Raw genomic sequence first — 14,863 nt, 5'->3', positions numbered from 1 at the left:
GGGGACAAAAATCATCAAACACTTAGAATACCCTGCATTAATAACTTCTTTGCTAGCCCCTCGTTAGTCGACTTCCGGATTCATCGTATTTACACTACAGTGATATCATCAGCCTTGTATTTACATGAGGATTCGATACACACACTACTCATAGCGAAATTATTATTCCAATGATAGATCCTATTTAAGTTTGACTTACTAAACATCTGGGTAAATGACGGAGTAGCGTTCTTGCTAGTTTTCGACAATTTCCTACTTGTGATTGCGGATAAGCGGAGTGACAAGATTTACAAATAGATTAACGAAGGTATTTTAGGGTAGAATTGTCATCAAGTAGGGTTACATTCTGGGTGGATTTCGACATTCCAGAGAAGCCCCTATTTTTTTGTGTTCTGACACGGCTTCATATCTTGGTGCTCAACAGATATCATACATTGTCGAAATTTTGTCGAATAATATCATATAATGTAGAAAAATAATTGACAGGAAATGAATAGAACTTTAGAATTAGGTAGTAGCGTAATCATTACTATCATATAGAAGCGTACATAGCTTTTAGCAAGAATGATTATAAATGTGACTTCAAGGGAGGATGTACGATGATGAAAGCAACAGGCATAGTAAGAAAAGTGGATGAATTGGGACGTATCGTAATTCCTATTGAACTGCGTAGAACAATGGGAATCGACATAAAAGACCCGCTCGAAATTTTTGTAGACGCTGAAAAGATTATCCTTAGAAAATATGAGCCAACTTGTATCTTCTCCGGAAGCTCAGAAAACCTGATCAATTTCAAAGGTAAAATGGTAAGCAAAGATGTTCTTGATGAACTTATTGCAAGCTTTGATAGAGCATAATCCATATACCACATATGATTCCAAAAAAAAGAACCGGTATTACAAGCACAAGATGTGCCTGTAATACCGGTTCTTTTTTTTATGGTGTACTTTCGAAAGCGGGTTTTATTTAGACTCTAGCACACTTTGGATTTTTTTGATAAAAGCATCATATTGTACGAGGCCTAGCTCCATGCACAACTTCTGGTAGGAAGATAACTTGTAATCTAGCTGGTTCAACTTCTGTTCCAGATCGTCGTACATTGCCTGCTTTTCTATCAATGCTTGCCGAAGCAGATTATCTATGTTCTCTTTGTCCGTCTTTTCCCCAAAATACAGGTGCATAAAAAAGTCAGAACGCAGAACATCTTTTTCGGCTGGTGATTGTAGATAAGCGTGGAACTGATCCAAGCCGGCAGAGGTAATGGTGAATACATTTTTGTCGGGTTTGCCTTCCTGTCGCACAGATTCTTTAGTGATCAGATTCAGCTTTTCCAACTTGCTTAGGGTAGGATAGATCGTGCCATAGCTGGCATCGAAGAAAAATGAGAAGTATTCCTCGAAATGTCGTTTTATCTCGTAACCAGAATGAGGTTTTTCGCTTAAAATCCCCAGAATAACATCTTGTATGTTCATAAATCATTGCCGCTCCTTTCTTTCACTTCCTACCATATCACAACTGCATATCGCTCTCAATTTGAAATGGCATAGCCGGAGTGGCAAACTGTATAATTACGCATTTACTGACACGGGCTCTTGTTCTCGTGAGATCCGAGTTTCTTTACGAAGGAAAGTGACAAGTACGCTTAATACAGCAATTGTTGCCCCAATACAGAGTAAATAGAACATATCTTTCCATACCCCGTTACCCCCGATAACCAGGTCGAGCATACCATTAACTGCATAGTAAGCGGGCGAAAAGGGACCGATCCAGTTATAAAAAGGTGAAAGCACATCGCGTGGAATAGTTGCTCCGGACGCTAACATTTGCATGGAGAGAAGGGCAATATTTAGCCAGCCGCCAGCATCCCCGAGGAGCAGCAGACTAAACTGAGCAAGGATCATACAGGAGAGAATTACCGTGAACTCGAACAGCCACATAAGCAGAAAGCCACGATTAGAGTGGATACCGAGTGAGTTAACCATGATAGTTCCCACTAGTGAGATAAGCACAGCCGTTCCACCCATTATGACAAATCGGGCTGCAAAGCGATTCCATTTACTAAATTGTCCAGACAAGTTGGAGGAAGCTTTATGGAGATTCATCGCGAGTAACATAGCACCGGTAAATGAGGCGGTAACGATCATTAAGGGAACCATAGTTTGTGCAAAATTAGTTGTAGGGTTAATGATTTCGACGTTGGCGGAAATGCGGCTGCTTGCAGCACTTTTGATGATCTCCGCTTGTGCCTGCGGCAGATTCATAGCATCCAAGGTGTGGCTTAGTGCTGAATTACTGCTTTGAGTGTTCATTGCAGCCGTGACTTTAAGTGCTACCGTCTGCATGACATTGCTGACCATCTGCGGATTAGATTCATTTAAGAAGTAGTGGAGTTCAGTCTTTGCAGATGGATTACTGATCTGTCCAGTGAACCCTTGGGGAATATTGATAATCATGCGGATTTCTCTATGCTCAAGTGCTTCTTTTGCATTTTCTAGTTGGAGATCCTGTCTGGTTACGAACTGAAGTGATCCTGCAATCCCATCGACTATAGGCTGGGCATTTGTACCATCCTCATTAACAATAGCAATGGGCAACTGATCTACCCGATCCGTTACATGATCGTACCCTGTAATCCAAATTAAGCTGAAAAAAACTTGGAACAACAGTGCAGTTATAATTCCAATGATGGTAGCAGGCTGCTTGAGGAAGCGTATGATTAATGGATTTGACATGGTTATTTCTCCTTTATATTTCAAGTTGTAATATTACAGATTGAAATATAGCACAACGAAATATAAACTGCAACAGAAAAAGTTAAGAGCATGGACATTACAAAGCGATTTCATATATCATAGGGCTTGTACTGGAAATATCGCACAGATGAATGTCTTACCTGAAGTAGAACAGAATGGGGAGGAACAACAGATGAGTAACGAAGTACAAGGAACGGAACAAAACGTGGTTCATGCGAAACTGAACAAGCCAGAAGCGATTGTATTTGATATGGATGGAACATTGTTCCAGACTGAAAGTCTTTTATTGCCTGCATATCATAAAATGTTCGATATTTTGCGGGAAGAGGGACTATACGTAGGACCTACACCACCAGAAGAACGTATTCTAGGCTGCTTAGGAATGTTGCTGGCAGACATTTGGAAGAATGTTATGCCTGAAGCAGATGAAGCCGTGCACCGCCGGGCGGATGAATTGCTCCTGCAGCTGGAGATTGAAGGGCTTGAAGCCGGAGGCACACTACTGTATCCACAGGTGGTTGAGACACTGACAGCGCTTAAAGAGCGCGGAGTGAAGCTGTTTGTGGCTAGCAACGGGCTGGAGGATTATATTCACAGCATCGTTGTGGTGCATGAGCTTAAGGCGTTGTTCGAAGGCTTGTATAGTGCGGGAGGTCAAGGCACTGCGACTAAGACCGAGCTGCTACGTATTCTTTTGGATAATCATGGTATCAGCAGTGCCTGGATGGTTGGGGATCGTTCTTCTGATGTTCAGGCAGGTAAAGGAAATGGCCAGACCGTAATCGGCTGCGCCTATGCAGGCTTCGGACGTCAGGATGAGCTGAAGGGCTCTGATGTCATTATTACCTCCTTCGACGAATTGGTTGACTTATACGATAACGCAACGATTAGTGAATAAGAACTTACGATGGGGAGTTTGCTTAGCTTACAAGCAAGCGCTTGATCACATAAAAGACAACCTTCTTGAAGAAGGTTGTCTTTTTATTGAAGTCAAAAAGATGGTGCTTCAGTTGAAAGAAATCGGTATCGTCGTCAGGCAGTAAAGATATATACATAAATAAAGGAAGTAATCCGATAAAAAATGGAGAGGGTCTATATATGTTTTGCATGCCTAATATGTAAACCCTTTATGTTAAACTATCGTTCTCTGTGGGTTAAATTACCAATCGGATTCATTTACTTTAAAAGAAGTGACTCAATAAATGGCTCTATGTCAAAAGGTTTAGTCGTTGTTTCGTATCTACCGTATACATGACCGTTTCTATCGATTAAAAACTTCGAAAAATTCCACTTAACCCCATCGCCGGCATATATGTCCGGATACTTTTCCTGCAGAAAATCCTGCATCCATTTACCGCCTGATGTCTCAGTATCGAATCCTTGAAATGGTGCTTGCTGTGTTAGATATTGAAATAAAGGATGGGCAGACGGTCCCCTAACCTCAACTTTCTCAAATAAAGGAAACTTAACTCCAAAGTTGCTCTCACAATATTCATGTACTTCCGAGTTGCTTTCTGGCTCCTTCTCGTTGAATTGGTTACAAGGAAAACCAAGTATTTCAAACCCTTGCTCATGGTGAATTTCGTAAATTTTTTGGAGATCAGGTAATTGGCGAGAATAGCTGCACCTACTGGCAGTGTTCAGAATAAGCAGAACTTTTCCTCGATAAATGGACAATTCAACAGGCTCACCATGAATTGACTTTGCTTGAAAATCATAAATAGACATCAGACTATCCCTCCACGTTATTATTATAAATAACATAATAGCGCTATAGGCGTTTATTGGTCTAATATATAATAGAAATAATATTTATAGTATTAACCTATAACGGGCAACACTCGATCATTAATTACAATAAAAGTATTCCTCCAATATTCCCTTAGTTGTTACCGGTTAGTTTAATAGAAAAGAAGAGCTACCTTATAGGAAGCTCCCCCACTATCGTTTTCCGTTAGTGTAGTCTCTAAAATACAAATTCTTTCTCGTTGTTTTCCCCATCAAGATATCTAACCCTACAGTAATCTTTCCAATTATCCCAATTTGTTATACTGTCAACTTCCACGCGAAATAATTCATTATATGGCATATTCATCGGATTAGAAAAATCATAAAAAACAAGTTCATAAGGACATGCCCAATAGCATCCATCAATCACTATTAATTTTTTTTGTTGAAAATATATTATTTCCCCCCAGCAAAATCCATGACCTTTATATGCCTCTTCAGGAACATAATGTTTGGTTTGTTTATTTGATAAATTAACAATTGAATACCCTTGATAATCTAACCCACCTAAAAGATATTCTATGCCATTTATCTCTAACCAACTGAATAGAAATGTGCCGAAGTTTCTATATATTATGTCGATGGTTTTATGCTCACTATCCGTAATAATTCCTTTTGTATAATTATATCTAATAATACCTTCTACATGGTTATAGTGATGGATTTCAAGTTTAAACTTCCCTGATGGTGAATAAAAAATTTCAGTTTTCTCAGGATTGTAAAATTCATCTTGAAAATAGTACATCATCGTAGCTCTTTCACTGAGAAACTGAGTATCATTAACAATATTCCTCAAAGTTTTTCACCCCGCCTTAGTATTACAAATTGTACCATAATATCGGACATGCTATTACGCTTTTCTGCCTGTTAGCTACGTCGTTCGGTGACGCCAAAAGAAGCGTGTCTCCATTAAGGAGCACGCTTCTTTGTTGACCGGTATGATAATTGCCGCGGCGGTGCTTACTGCTGCTTAGCGTACCATTCGGAAAATTGTTTCTGGTATTCAGCGATATATTTGTCTATTCCCGCTGCTTTTAGTCTGTCCAGCGCTTTGGGGAAGGCGGTGTCATAATCGCTGAAGCCGCTGCCGATCGGAGCGAGGTATTCAGTGAATACGCCGTTCAGCTTCGTTTCTTCATTCTTGACGGGTGTATTGTCAAAGTTGAAGCCGGCACCTTTGGAAATGATAGCTCCATCGTCCCAAGCTTTATATTCTGCAATGAATTCGTCCGGTACCGTGTTATCGAAACGCATGAAGTTTTTGTTCATCAGCAGCCAGTCAGGGATCAGCGAATCAGTGGTTATTTTGGTCAAACGCCCGTTTTCATCCAGCGTATAGTCTGTTCCTTCTATCCCGTAGGCGAACAAGTCGTACAGCTCCTGGTTTTTTTGCAGCAGATTGAAGAACATGACGTAACGTTCAGGGTCTTTAGCTGCGGTGGAGACGAAAAAGGCGGTGCTGTAAGTGCCGCGGCTGATTTTTGGACGGCCGCTGCCGAGGAAATAGTTGACCAGTTTGGCATCAGGCACTGCTTGTGAGATGGTTGCCGCACCTTCGAATGGGCGTGCCGCTGTGCCGGCCCAGAACATCGCTTTACCGGAGTTCCAGTCAGACTGCAGCTGCGGAACATTGGTGGCGGCATATTTCGGAATGATTCCTTTTTCATACCAGCCGTGCATAAGGTTCGCATAACTCTTGAACTCTTCGGTTTCAAACCAGCTAATAATTTTATCATCCTTCACAGACTCATCCAGGGCAATAAAATCATTTTGCCAATAGAGGTTTTTGTCCGTGTAATCATATTGTAGGAGTCTGCGTGCATCGGTGTTGGCGTACCCGATCAGTTCGGGATGAATGGCATGGACCTTATCATAGAACTGCTCTAGTTCCCCCAGTGAAGTGACCTGTGTCATCCCGGCTTCTTCAAGCAAATCCTGTCTGACTAGCGCACTGTAGAATTCCGCAGAATTCGGTTTGTTGCCGACGGGGATCGCATACTGCTTGCCTTCCAGCTGAAAGGCTTTGAAGGAGGCCTCGTCCACATTTTTACTCAAATCAGCTGCTGCATCGGCATACGGAGTGAGGTCGGCATAAAGCCCCTTTGCCACAGATTTTACCATGTAATTGGCATCTGTATAGGTTGCGAAGTCTTCTCCCGTAGACAGCATTAAGTCAGTTTTGCCGCCGCCATATTCGGTCCAAGGAAGAAACTGAAATTCAACCTCAGCATTGATTTCTTTCTTAATAGTGTCGTAGAACGATGTCTTCGCTAGTTCCTTCATCCGGTTGGACTCATCCCCGTACAGCACAATTTTCAATTTGGCAGGAGTCAAGGCGCTGCCGTCATTACTACCGCTATCCGTAGAGGAAGAGGTACCTTCATTTCCAGTCCCAGAACTAGGGGGAGCGCTTTCATTGTTGCCCTGAGCACAGCCACTTACCAAGAACACCGCAGCTAGGAGCAAACTTAACCAACCTTTTTTCTTTTTCATGATGAACCCTCCTGTAATAGAATCATAATGTTTGAGGCATCTATTGCAAAGGCCGTGCTCCCTTAAGTCCCATTGTACATCAAGAAGTAGGGGAGCATAAACCCGGTGCAACCGAACATAATTTGGTATCTTTGCTGGAATTATCCTTTGACCGAACCTACAATAATACCTTTGACAAAAAAACGCTGGAGAAAAGGATATAATATGGCGATTGGCAAAACGGTCAGACAGGTCATTGCCATTTTGGCTGTCTCCAGTGGCGGTGCGATGATAGCTCCACCAACTTGAGCAGCATTGCCGGAAGCCAGGAACTGAATGTTCGCCATCATGTTATACATCAAATATTGGATCGTATAGAGATCCTGATCGGATACCAGCATTAGTGGCAAATAGAAGTCATTCCAGAATTGCAGTGCGTAAAAGAGCGAGATGGTGACCAGTCCGACGCGGCCCAGCGGAATCATAATGCTGAAGAAGATGCGCAGATGTCCGGCACCATCGATTTGCGCAGATTCCACGATTTCATGCGGGATGCTACGGAAATAGTTAGCCATGAGAAACATCAGAAAGACGCTTAGCACATAAGGGATGAACAGACCGATGAGCGTATCGCCCAAATGATAATATTTGGTGCTAAGCAGATACCATGGCAGCGTTCCTCCGCTGAACAGCATTGTAAAATAGGCGAAGAAGGCGAAGAAATTTTTGAGCCGGAAGCTTTTAACGGAAATAACATAAGCGTAAGCGGTGGTCACCAATACGGCCGACACGGTACCCAGCACCGTAACGATCACCGACATGGAATACGCCCGCAGAATCTGCTGTGCCTTCGAGCCAAACAGGAATTCATAGGTTTCAAAGGTAAAGCCTCTGGGCCAGAACGAATAGCCTTCCGCGGCGATTCTGGATTCGGTAGATAATGAGCCGGATACTGCCAGAATAAACGGCGCTAGACAGATTACTGAAAATACGGCAATACAGATGTAAAAGAAAATGAGCAGGCCTTTGTTTTCGGTAGTTTGCATCTTATCAGTCTCCTAAAATAGTTTGCTGTCTTTGTCATACCAGCCGGCTAATTTGTTGGCCACCAGCACCAGGATGAAACCAAAGACGGATTGATAGAGCGTGATGGCTGAAGCAAAGCCGAATTCTCCGGAACGGATGGCTGTGCGGTATACATACACATCGATAATGTCGGTAGTCGGCAGAAGCAACGGATTCAGGAACGTTACCCCCATAATCATACTGAGATCGCCTTTTAGCATGCCCCCGATGCCCAGCAGCGTCATCAGAATGATCGACGGAATCAGCATTGGCACCGTAATTTTGGTGATAATCTGCCATCTGGAGGCACCATCGATTCTTGCAGCTTCATAATAGGAAGTGTCGATGCCTTGCAGCACCGCATAATAGATAATGGCGCCGTAACCAGCGCTTTTCCAGATATTCGCTAGCACGAGAATGATTACGAACAGCCAAGGGCTGGAATACCAGTCAACCTGAGAGAAGCCGAATGTCTGGAGCAACTGGTTCATAATGCCTTTGTCGTAATCCAGCAGGGAGAACAGAATGGCTCCGATAATAATCCAGGAAATAAAATACGGGAAAAACATGACGCTCTGCGTGATTTTGATAAACCATTTGCTGCGCAGCTCATTTAGAATAATGGCGATGGCCACTGAAAAAAACGTGCCGGTTAGCATATACAGCGCATTTAACATCACCGTGTTGCGTGTAGCCCTAAGAGAATCTTCCATACTAGAGAAGAAAAACTCGAAATTAGAGAAGCCGGCCCACGGGCTGCCGAAGATTCCGTCGTTGAAGTTGTAATTTTTAAAGACGAGAATCAGACCACTCATCGGCAGATAAGCAAAAAGAATTAGAATGACGATTCCCGGAAGAGCGAGCAAATAAAGCGAGCTGTCCTTCCTTAGGGATTTACGGAAGCTCTTGGCTTTAGCCGTCCTGATTCCCGGACTTGGCATTCCTTGTGTCTCCGATGTAGCCTCTTGCATCATTAACAGTCCACTCCTTTATACTAGCGTTGTCATTTCCGTCCCTTGTTTAGGAGAACGCTTTACATGAAAATCATAAATCCACCCGGAATGTAAACGCTATCATAATAAACGGAAAAAAGTTAAAAAAAGCGGAAAAGGACGGCTTAAAAAAACGAAAAAAACAGAACTTTTTTGTTTTTTAGGTGCTAAAAAGCCTGATTTAAAGGGAAATCTCATAGTATATGCGACGCGAGGGATTATTCATAGAAAGTCAAAAAGGGGATGTCTCCGGCTATGAAAATGCTGCCGGGACATCCCCTAGTTTCTTACTTTTAGCGGGTCAATCAGGAAGATTCTGTTTCTGCAGAATATGATTCATTCTCCATTTGGAAGGTGTAACCCCATAACGCTTTTTGAACTGGGTTGTAAAATAGGTGCTGCTGTTGTAGCCCACTTTCTCGGCAATTTCCCGGATATCCAAGCCAAGCTCAGTGACTAATAACATCTGCGCCTGCTCCAGACGCAGCAGGTTAACGAAATCGGGAAAGCTGCAGTTTACTTCGTCGGCAATAAGTCTACTGAGATAAGCGGGACTTAGCGATAGCTTGTCAGCAAGGGCATTAAGGGAGAGCCTGGAGTCATCATAATGATCTCTGATATAACAAATGGCTTCACCAGCAATGCTCTTGGTCTGTACAGCACTCATGCTGGCAATGCGCTCGTGGGCGGTATAACAGCTGTCTACAATCCAATTCCATAGCTTGTCATAGCTTTGGATCTGCCAGATATGCTGGTAATTATCTAGAAAGCCGGAATGCTGGACGTCTGCATTAAGCTCAGCCGTGCGACTGAGCTCAAAGACCAGTCTCGATAAAGCGATGGTGGCAGGCTCGACGCGGTAACTGCAGGCTACTGCCAGCAATCTCTCCACTGCCTGCGGAATATGGTTCGAGAGTTCCGTCTGCTTAACGGCTTGCAGTACCGGTTCAAGGGCACTGTCGGGCATTGGGCTGCTGTTCAGATGGATCGTATCATCGGCAAAGATGATATTCTGCTGCACATGAAATTTAATATATTGCAGACTGTCTGCAGCCTCATTGTATTTAGCCCTTAGTAGGTTTAAATCATCCGTCAGCCCGCTGATTCCGAGGACGCAGCAGGATCCGGAAAGCTGCAGCTGAGCCGCGAATTCTTCCCATTTACCGCGGTACAAAGCGTAATCGCCGAAGCTGCCGCTGTGAAGCTCGCTCAGAATCAGCACAGCAGTGCCCTGATGCGGGCGGAAGGATTGAATGGCTGCAAGTTCACAGAAGGCATGTTCAATCTGCTGTATGTTTTCTTCAAAGGTATGCCGGAAGTCGGAGTCTTCAGGTTGATCGGGCTCCAGAGCGGTCAGCACGCATACACAATATGCTCCCCCAGCAGCGGCTATACTCATCAGGGGTGTCCTGCTGTTCTCCGGTGTTCTCTGCGGGGAAAGCAGCCACCGCATCAAGGCGCTATCATCGCTTTCTTTTTTTAGCTGCTCCAGCTTAACGCCAATCTGTTCGAGCTCCTGGCTTACGGTATCGAAATCGCCACCGGTTTTCAGCGCTTCTTCATTGCCAGATAGATGAGCGATATTGCCGAACAGCCGGCCGATTGGCTTATACATCCGCCGCGAGATCAGGTTGGCGGTTATAGATGCGGCGGCAATCAAGGCCAAGCATAGGCCAGTCATCAGATTGCGGGCATTGGAGATATCACGGATGCTATCCTTGTAGGAAGTCTCCGACACAAACCACAGCTTGTCCGCTGCAGAATATACATAGGTAATCAGCTGTGGCTCTGCACCTCCCCTATAGACAAAAGAGCCTCTTTCAGAGGTGGATGACACCACCTGCTTTAACATGCCCTCTTCCAGAGGGATGTCAGATAATGCACTGTGCATGAGCACCGATGCTTTTCCGTCAAGCACAGCGTAACGGGTGGTTTCGCCTTCTTTTTGCGTAAACAGATTATTCTGCAGCTTTCCCAGATTGACGGTCAGCGCTACCGCACCATTATATTCGCTATCCGCAAATGCCCGGTCATTATAGAACACGGTGAGCAGGGTAATGGGGGCACCGTTATTCAAGGTTGCTTCCCACAGAAACGGTGATTCAACAATAATGTTATCCCGCATTCTCGAGAACAGCTCCAGCTTGGATTCAGGGCTTAGCGGAAGGTTTTCGAACATGGCAACAGGCTCATCCACTCCCATGATGTAGGCATTCTCCATATATTGGTTCACAACCAATGCTCCGCGGATTTGGCTTAGGGCACTGTACAACTGGTCGCTCCAGCTGGTATCGCCATTCATCATGAGCGCGTTGATGTTTGGATTCATATAGAAGTCCATAGCGTAATTCTGGACGATCTCTTCATAGTTTGTAAAAACGGTTTCAGTATTCACCAGTACATTTTGGTTCGCCTTGTTGACATTATCTATCGTAATATTCCGGTACCAATAAAAGATCACTACAGCCAGTACTAGAATACAGCAAACTGAAATCGCGGTTAGGCTCATAAAAAAGCGGGAGTACAATTTCTTTCTTTTTCCCAAGCTGCTCACCCCTTCAGGTAAATCCTATTACACCCATTCTAGAGGGAAAGGCTATTCGCTGACAAGGAGTGAAATATGGGCAATATAGCATGAAAGTATAAAAATGAAGAAATAGAACATAGAAAATACAAGAAAGTTAAACTTATACGAACTATAATTGGTGGTGCTTACATTTGAATTGTTTTGAGGAGGATTACTTTTAATGAGAACATTCCGCAATCCAGTGCTGCCGGGATTTTATCCTGACCCTTCCGCTATCCGTGTTGGTGAAGATTATTATCTTGTGACTTCAAGCTTTGAATTTTTCCCAGGCGTTCCTATCTTCCACAGCAAGGATCTGGTCAATTGGCGCCAGCTTGGCCATGTACTGGACCGCCCGTCCCAGCTCAATCTGGATCACTCGATTCCCTCCATGGGCATTTGGGCACCGACGCTCCGCTATCATGAGGGAGTTTTCTATATGATTACTACTTTTATTGACAATGACAAGAACCAGCATAATTTCTATGTAACAACAACCGATCCGGCCGGAGACTGGTCTGACCCTGTATGGCTGGAGGATGCACCCGGCATTGACTCCTCTTTGTTCTTCGATGAAGACGGCAAGGTGTATTATACCGGCAATCGTGTTCCGCCGGAAGGGCAGGATTATCCAAAGCATATGGATATCTGGCTGCAGGAGATTGATCTCAGCCAAGGGAAGCTAATCGGTCCGAAGCATAGTATTTGGCAAGGCGCACTCAAGGTAGCTCATGCGCAAGAGGGACCGCATATTTATAAGATCGGCGCTTGGTATTACGTGCTGATTGCCGAGGGCGGCACCGGGCATACTCATGCGATTACGATTGCCAGAAGCAAGAGTGTGACCGGTCCTTATGAGGGCCATAAAGCCAATCCGATTCTGACGCATCGCCATCTTGGCAGAGCGTATCCTATTGTTAATGTGGGTCATGGAGAGCTAGTGGAGACTCAACATGGTGACTGGTGGATGTTCTGCTTGGCTTCACGAACCAGCGGTGGTTATTACCGCAATCTGGGACGTGAAACCTTCCTGACACCGGTAATCTGGGAGAATGAATGGCCTGTGGTCAATCCCGGCAAAGGAGTGCTGGAATTTGAGACGGAGGCTCCGGATTTGCCGGAGACAAAGTGGCCGGAATTGCCTGCACGCGATGAGTTTATAGGTTATGAGCTGGCACCGATCTGGAATTTCCTGCGGACACCGCGGGGTGAATTCTGGAGTCTCACCGACAAGCCTGGAGTTCTGCGGCTTCGCCTGAAGCCAGAACGGCTCTCGGAGATTGCCAATCCATCTTATATCGGTAGACGCCAGCAGCATTTGAGCTTCAGGGCGGCGACTGATATGACGTTTAGTCCCGCTGCAGAAGGGGAAGTGGCTGGTCTTGTTCTCCTCCAAAATGCGGATCACCACTTCCGTTATGAACTGGGGCTGGAGGCAGGCGAACGTGTATTACAGCTGATTCAGCGGATGGGTGGCAGCGAGCAGCTGCTGGCGTCAGTGCCATATCCACAGGATCAGATACAGCTTAAGGTGGAAGCCAGAGGACAAGAGTATAGCTTCTATTACAGACCTTCTGAAGCCGCCAAGTGGACAGCCTTCTGCGAACGGACGGATGGCAGAGTGCTCAGCACCGATCTGGCCGGAGGATTCACAGGAGCATACCTCGGGATGTACACAAGCTCTCAAGGCGCAAAGAGCGAAAGCTATGCTGATTTCGACTGGTTTAGCTATGAAGGACTTGAGTAATAGGAGGAGGTGAAATTCAATGAGCAGCAATCTTGTAACTAACACGTATCCGATTCCCGAGCTTCCTCAGATTCCCGAACGGACTTTTGCAATCACGGATTATGGGGCAGAAGAGGGGGGATTAACGCTATGTACCTCTGCTATTCAGGCTGCACTGGATGCCTGCGCTGCGGCGGGAGGCGGAAAAGTTGTTATTCCAGCTGGCATCTGGCGCACGGGACCCCTTACTTTGCATAGTCGAATTAATCTGTATGTAGACAAGGGAGCATTGGTGCAGTTTGACCCTGATCATACCTTGTATCCGTTACTTTCTTCCCATTATGAGGGGAATGCCGGCTGGCGCTGTCAGGCTCCGCTCGATGGAGAAGGTTTAAGCGATGTGGCAATAACCGGTGAGGGGATATTCGACGGCAGTGGCGAAGGCTGGCGCCCAGTGAAGCGGTTTAAGATGACCGAGAAGCAATGGGAGCGTTTGATCGAATCTGGAGGAGTGCTTGATCCGCAAGGCGAAGTATGGTGGCCTTCACGGGAAGCTATGGAAGGTGAGGACTTCTGCCGGAAGCTGTGGGACAAGGGAGAAACTAGTATGGAGGCTTATCTGCCTGCTCGTACGTATCTGCGTCCGACGTTGCTAAGCCTGCGCAATTGCCGGCGGGTGCTGCTGGAAGGGCCGACCTTCCAGAATTCACCTGCTTGGTGTCTTCATCCCATTGGTTGCGAACAGATTACCGTACGAAATGTTCAGGTACGTAATCCTTGGTATTCGCAGAACGGGGATGGCCTTGATTTGGAATCCTGCACGCATGCTCTAGTTGAGCACAGCAGCTTTGATGTGGGTGATGACGCCATCTGTCTCAAGTCAGGCAAGGATGAGGAAGGCCGTAGGTTGGGAATGCCCTGCCAATATATTACCATCCGGAATTGCACGGTATATCACGGACATGGAGGCGTTGTAATCGGCAGCGAGATGTCCGGAGGTGTACATGCAGTTCGAGTTAGTGACTGCTTGTTCATCGGCACGGACATCGGCCTGCGGTTCAAAAGCACCCGGGGAAGAGGCGGTGTGGTGGAGGATATTGTAATGGAGAATATCAACATGACCGGCATCATCCACGAGGCTGTATCCTTTCATATGTTCTATGCAGGGGTTGAAGGATCGGAAGGGTATGACGAGCAGTTATTTTCGGTTACAGAGGAAACTCCGCAATTTCGGAAGATTACCCTGAAGAACATTGTGTGCCATGGTGCGGCAACCGCTCTACTGGTTAACGGGCTGCCGGAGATGCCGCTTGCTGATCTAACCATTGAAAAATTCCACGCAGTGAGTGACCGGGGAATTGTGCTGCGGCATGCTACGGGGCTTAAGCTGGATCGTATCCGGTTGCAGACTTCGGAAATGCCGAAGATAACAGCGCATAGATGCAGTCACGTCACGCTCACTAATTCCGAAGATTTGACGATCACAGAGAGATAAAAAAAT

At 45.3% G+C, this 14,863-nt stretch carries 12 protein-coding genes; 4 read left to right on the top strand and 8 right to left on the bottom strand.

Annotated features, from left to right (window positions below):
* Window positions 1–599 precede the first annotated feature (599 nt).
* Window positions 600–857 (top strand): AbrB/MazE/SpoVT family DNA-binding domain-containing protein, encoded by a 258-nt coding sequence (locus tag MKY63_RS01375; protein ID WP_036684015.1) that lies wholly within the window; start codon window positions 600–602, stop codon window positions 855–857.
* 105 nt (window positions 858–962) lie between these two features.
* Here the strand turns inward: MKY63_RS01375 and MKY63_RS01370 are convergent, their stop codons facing one another.
* A complete protein-coding gene (locus tag MKY63_RS01370; RefSeq protein ID WP_339811293.1) occupies window positions 963–1,472 on the bottom strand; it encodes a PadR family transcriptional regulator in 510 nt (169 codons plus the stop codon).
* 96 nt (window positions 1,473–1,568) lie between these two features.
* Entirely contained in the window at window positions 1,569–2,732 is a 1,164-nt protein-coding gene (locus MKY63_RS01365; RefSeq protein WP_051491309.1) for an ABC transporter permease, read from the bottom strand.
* A gap of 193 nt (window positions 2,733–2,925) precedes the next feature.
* Between MKY63_RS01365 and MKY63_RS01360 the strand changes: the two genes are divergently transcribed.
* Window positions 2,926–3,651 (top strand): HAD hydrolase-like protein, encoded by a 726-nt coding sequence (locus MKY63_RS01360; RefSeq protein ID WP_051491308.1) that lies wholly within the window; start codon window positions 2,926–2,928, stop codon window positions 3,649–3,651.
* A gap of 278 nt (window positions 3,652–3,929) precedes the next feature.
* Here the strand turns inward: MKY63_RS01360 and MKY63_RS01355 are convergent, their stop codons facing one another.
* The 6 genes from MKY63_RS01355 to MKY63_RS01330 all read right to left on the bottom strand — a co-directional run bounded on the left by MKY63_RS01355 (window position 3,930) and on the right by MKY63_RS01330 (window position 11,615).
* Window positions 3,930–4,481, bottom strand: a complete 552-nt coding sequence (locus MKY63_RS01355; RefSeq protein WP_076099986.1) for a glutathione peroxidase — start codon at window positions 4,479–4,481, stop codon at window positions 3,930–3,932.
* Between the two features lie 238 nt (window positions 4,482–4,719).
* Entirely contained in the window at window positions 4,720–5,337 is a 618-nt protein-coding gene (locus MKY63_RS01350; protein WP_094902492.1) for a hypothetical protein, read from the bottom strand.
* Window positions 5,338–5,501: 164 nt separating this feature from the next.
* Window positions 5,502–7,034 carry a DUF3502 domain-containing protein gene (locus MKY63_RS01345; RefSeq protein ID WP_076099988.1) on the bottom strand — a complete coding sequence of 511 codons (1,533 nt, stop codon included), beginning with the start codon at window positions 7,032–7,034 and terminating at the stop codon, window positions 5,502–5,504.
* A gap of 140 nt (window positions 7,035–7,174) precedes the next feature.
* A complete protein-coding gene (locus MKY63_RS01340; protein WP_038569639.1) occupies window positions 7,175–8,059 on the bottom strand; it encodes a carbohydrate ABC transporter permease in 885 nt (294 codons plus the stop codon).
* 12 nt (window positions 8,060–8,071) lie between these two features.
* A complete protein-coding gene (locus tag MKY63_RS01335) occupies window positions 8,072–9,052 on the bottom strand; it encodes an ABC transporter permease subunit (protein ID WP_051491306.1) in 981 nt (326 codons plus the stop codon).
* A gap of 319 nt (window positions 9,053–9,371) precedes the next feature.
* Window positions 9,372–11,615 carry a helix-turn-helix domain-containing protein gene (locus MKY63_RS01330; RefSeq protein WP_076099990.1) on the bottom strand — a complete coding sequence of 748 codons (2,244 nt, stop codon included), beginning with the start codon at window positions 11,613–11,615 and terminating at the stop codon, window positions 9,372–9,374.
* 202 nt (window positions 11,616–11,817) lie between these two features.
* Here MKY63_RS01330 and MKY63_RS01325 point away from each other — a divergent pair, with 202 nt between their 5' ends.
* Together MKY63_RS01325 and MKY63_RS01320 are read left to right on the top strand one after the other, a co-directional pair.
* Window positions 11,818–13,383, top strand: coding sequence for a glycoside hydrolase family 43 protein (locus MKY63_RS01325; protein ID WP_076099992.1), 1,566 nt, complete (start codon window positions 11,818–11,820; stop codon window positions 13,381–13,383).
* A gap of 19 nt (window positions 13,384–13,402) precedes the next feature.
* The gene (locus MKY63_RS01320) at window positions 13,403–14,857 is read left to right on the top strand and encodes a glycoside hydrolase family 28 protein (RefSeq protein ID WP_076099993.1); all 1,455 of its coding nucleotides are present in this window, start codon (window positions 13,403–13,405) and stop codon (window positions 14,855–14,857) included.
* Window positions 14,858–14,863: the final 6 nt, after the last annotated feature.

Origin of the sequence: Paenibacillus sp. FSL R7-0189 (assembly GCF_037969925.1) — a bacterium.
In the GTDB taxonomy this organism is placed as follows: Bacteria; Bacillota; Bacilli; order Paenibacillales; family Paenibacillaceae; genus Paenibacillus_AQ; species Paenibacillus_AQ odorifer.
This window is presented reverse-complemented; position numbering and strand designations above follow the sequence as displayed.

Bases quoted from the DNA above. Each gene is read 5' to 3' on its own strand.
- MKY63_RS01365 (WP_051491309.1), bottom strand. From the start codon at position 2,732: ATGTCAAATCCATTAATCATACGCTTCCTCAAGCAGCCTGCTACCATC.
- MKY63_RS01340 (WP_038569639.1), bottom strand. From the start codon at position 8,059: ATGCAAACTACCGAAAACAAAGGCCTGCTCATTTTCTTTTACATCTGT.
- MKY63_RS01360 (WP_051491308.1), top strand. From the start codon at position 2,926: ATGAGTAACGAAGTACAAGGAACGGAACAAAACGTGGTTCATGCGAAA.
- MKY63_RS01335 (WP_051491306.1), bottom strand. From the start codon at position 9,052: ATGATGCAAGAGGCTACATCGGAGACACAAGGAATGCCAAGTCCGGGA.
- MKY63_RS01345 (WP_076099988.1), bottom strand. From the start codon at position 7,034: ATGAAAAAGAAAAAAGGTTGGTTAAGTTTGCTCCTAGCTGCGGTGTTC.
- MKY63_RS01375 (WP_036684015.1), top strand. From the start codon at position 600: ATGATGAAAGCAACAGGCATAGTAAGAAAAGTGGATGAATTGGGACGT.
- MKY63_RS01370 (WP_339811293.1), bottom strand. From the start codon at position 1,472: ATGAACATACAAGATGTTATTCTGGGGATTTTAAGCGAAAAACCTCAT.
- MKY63_RS01355 (WP_076099986.1), bottom strand. From the start codon at position 4,481: ATGTCTATTTATGATTTTCAAGCAAAGTCAATTCATGGTGAGCCTGTT.
- MKY63_RS01325 (WP_076099992.1), top strand. From the start codon at position 11,818: ATGAGAACATTCCGCAATCCAGTGCTGCCGGGATTTTATCCTGACCCT.
- MKY63_RS01320 (WP_076099993.1), top strand. From the start codon at position 13,403: ATGAGCAGCAATCTTGTAACTAACACGTATCCGATTCCCGAGCTTCCT.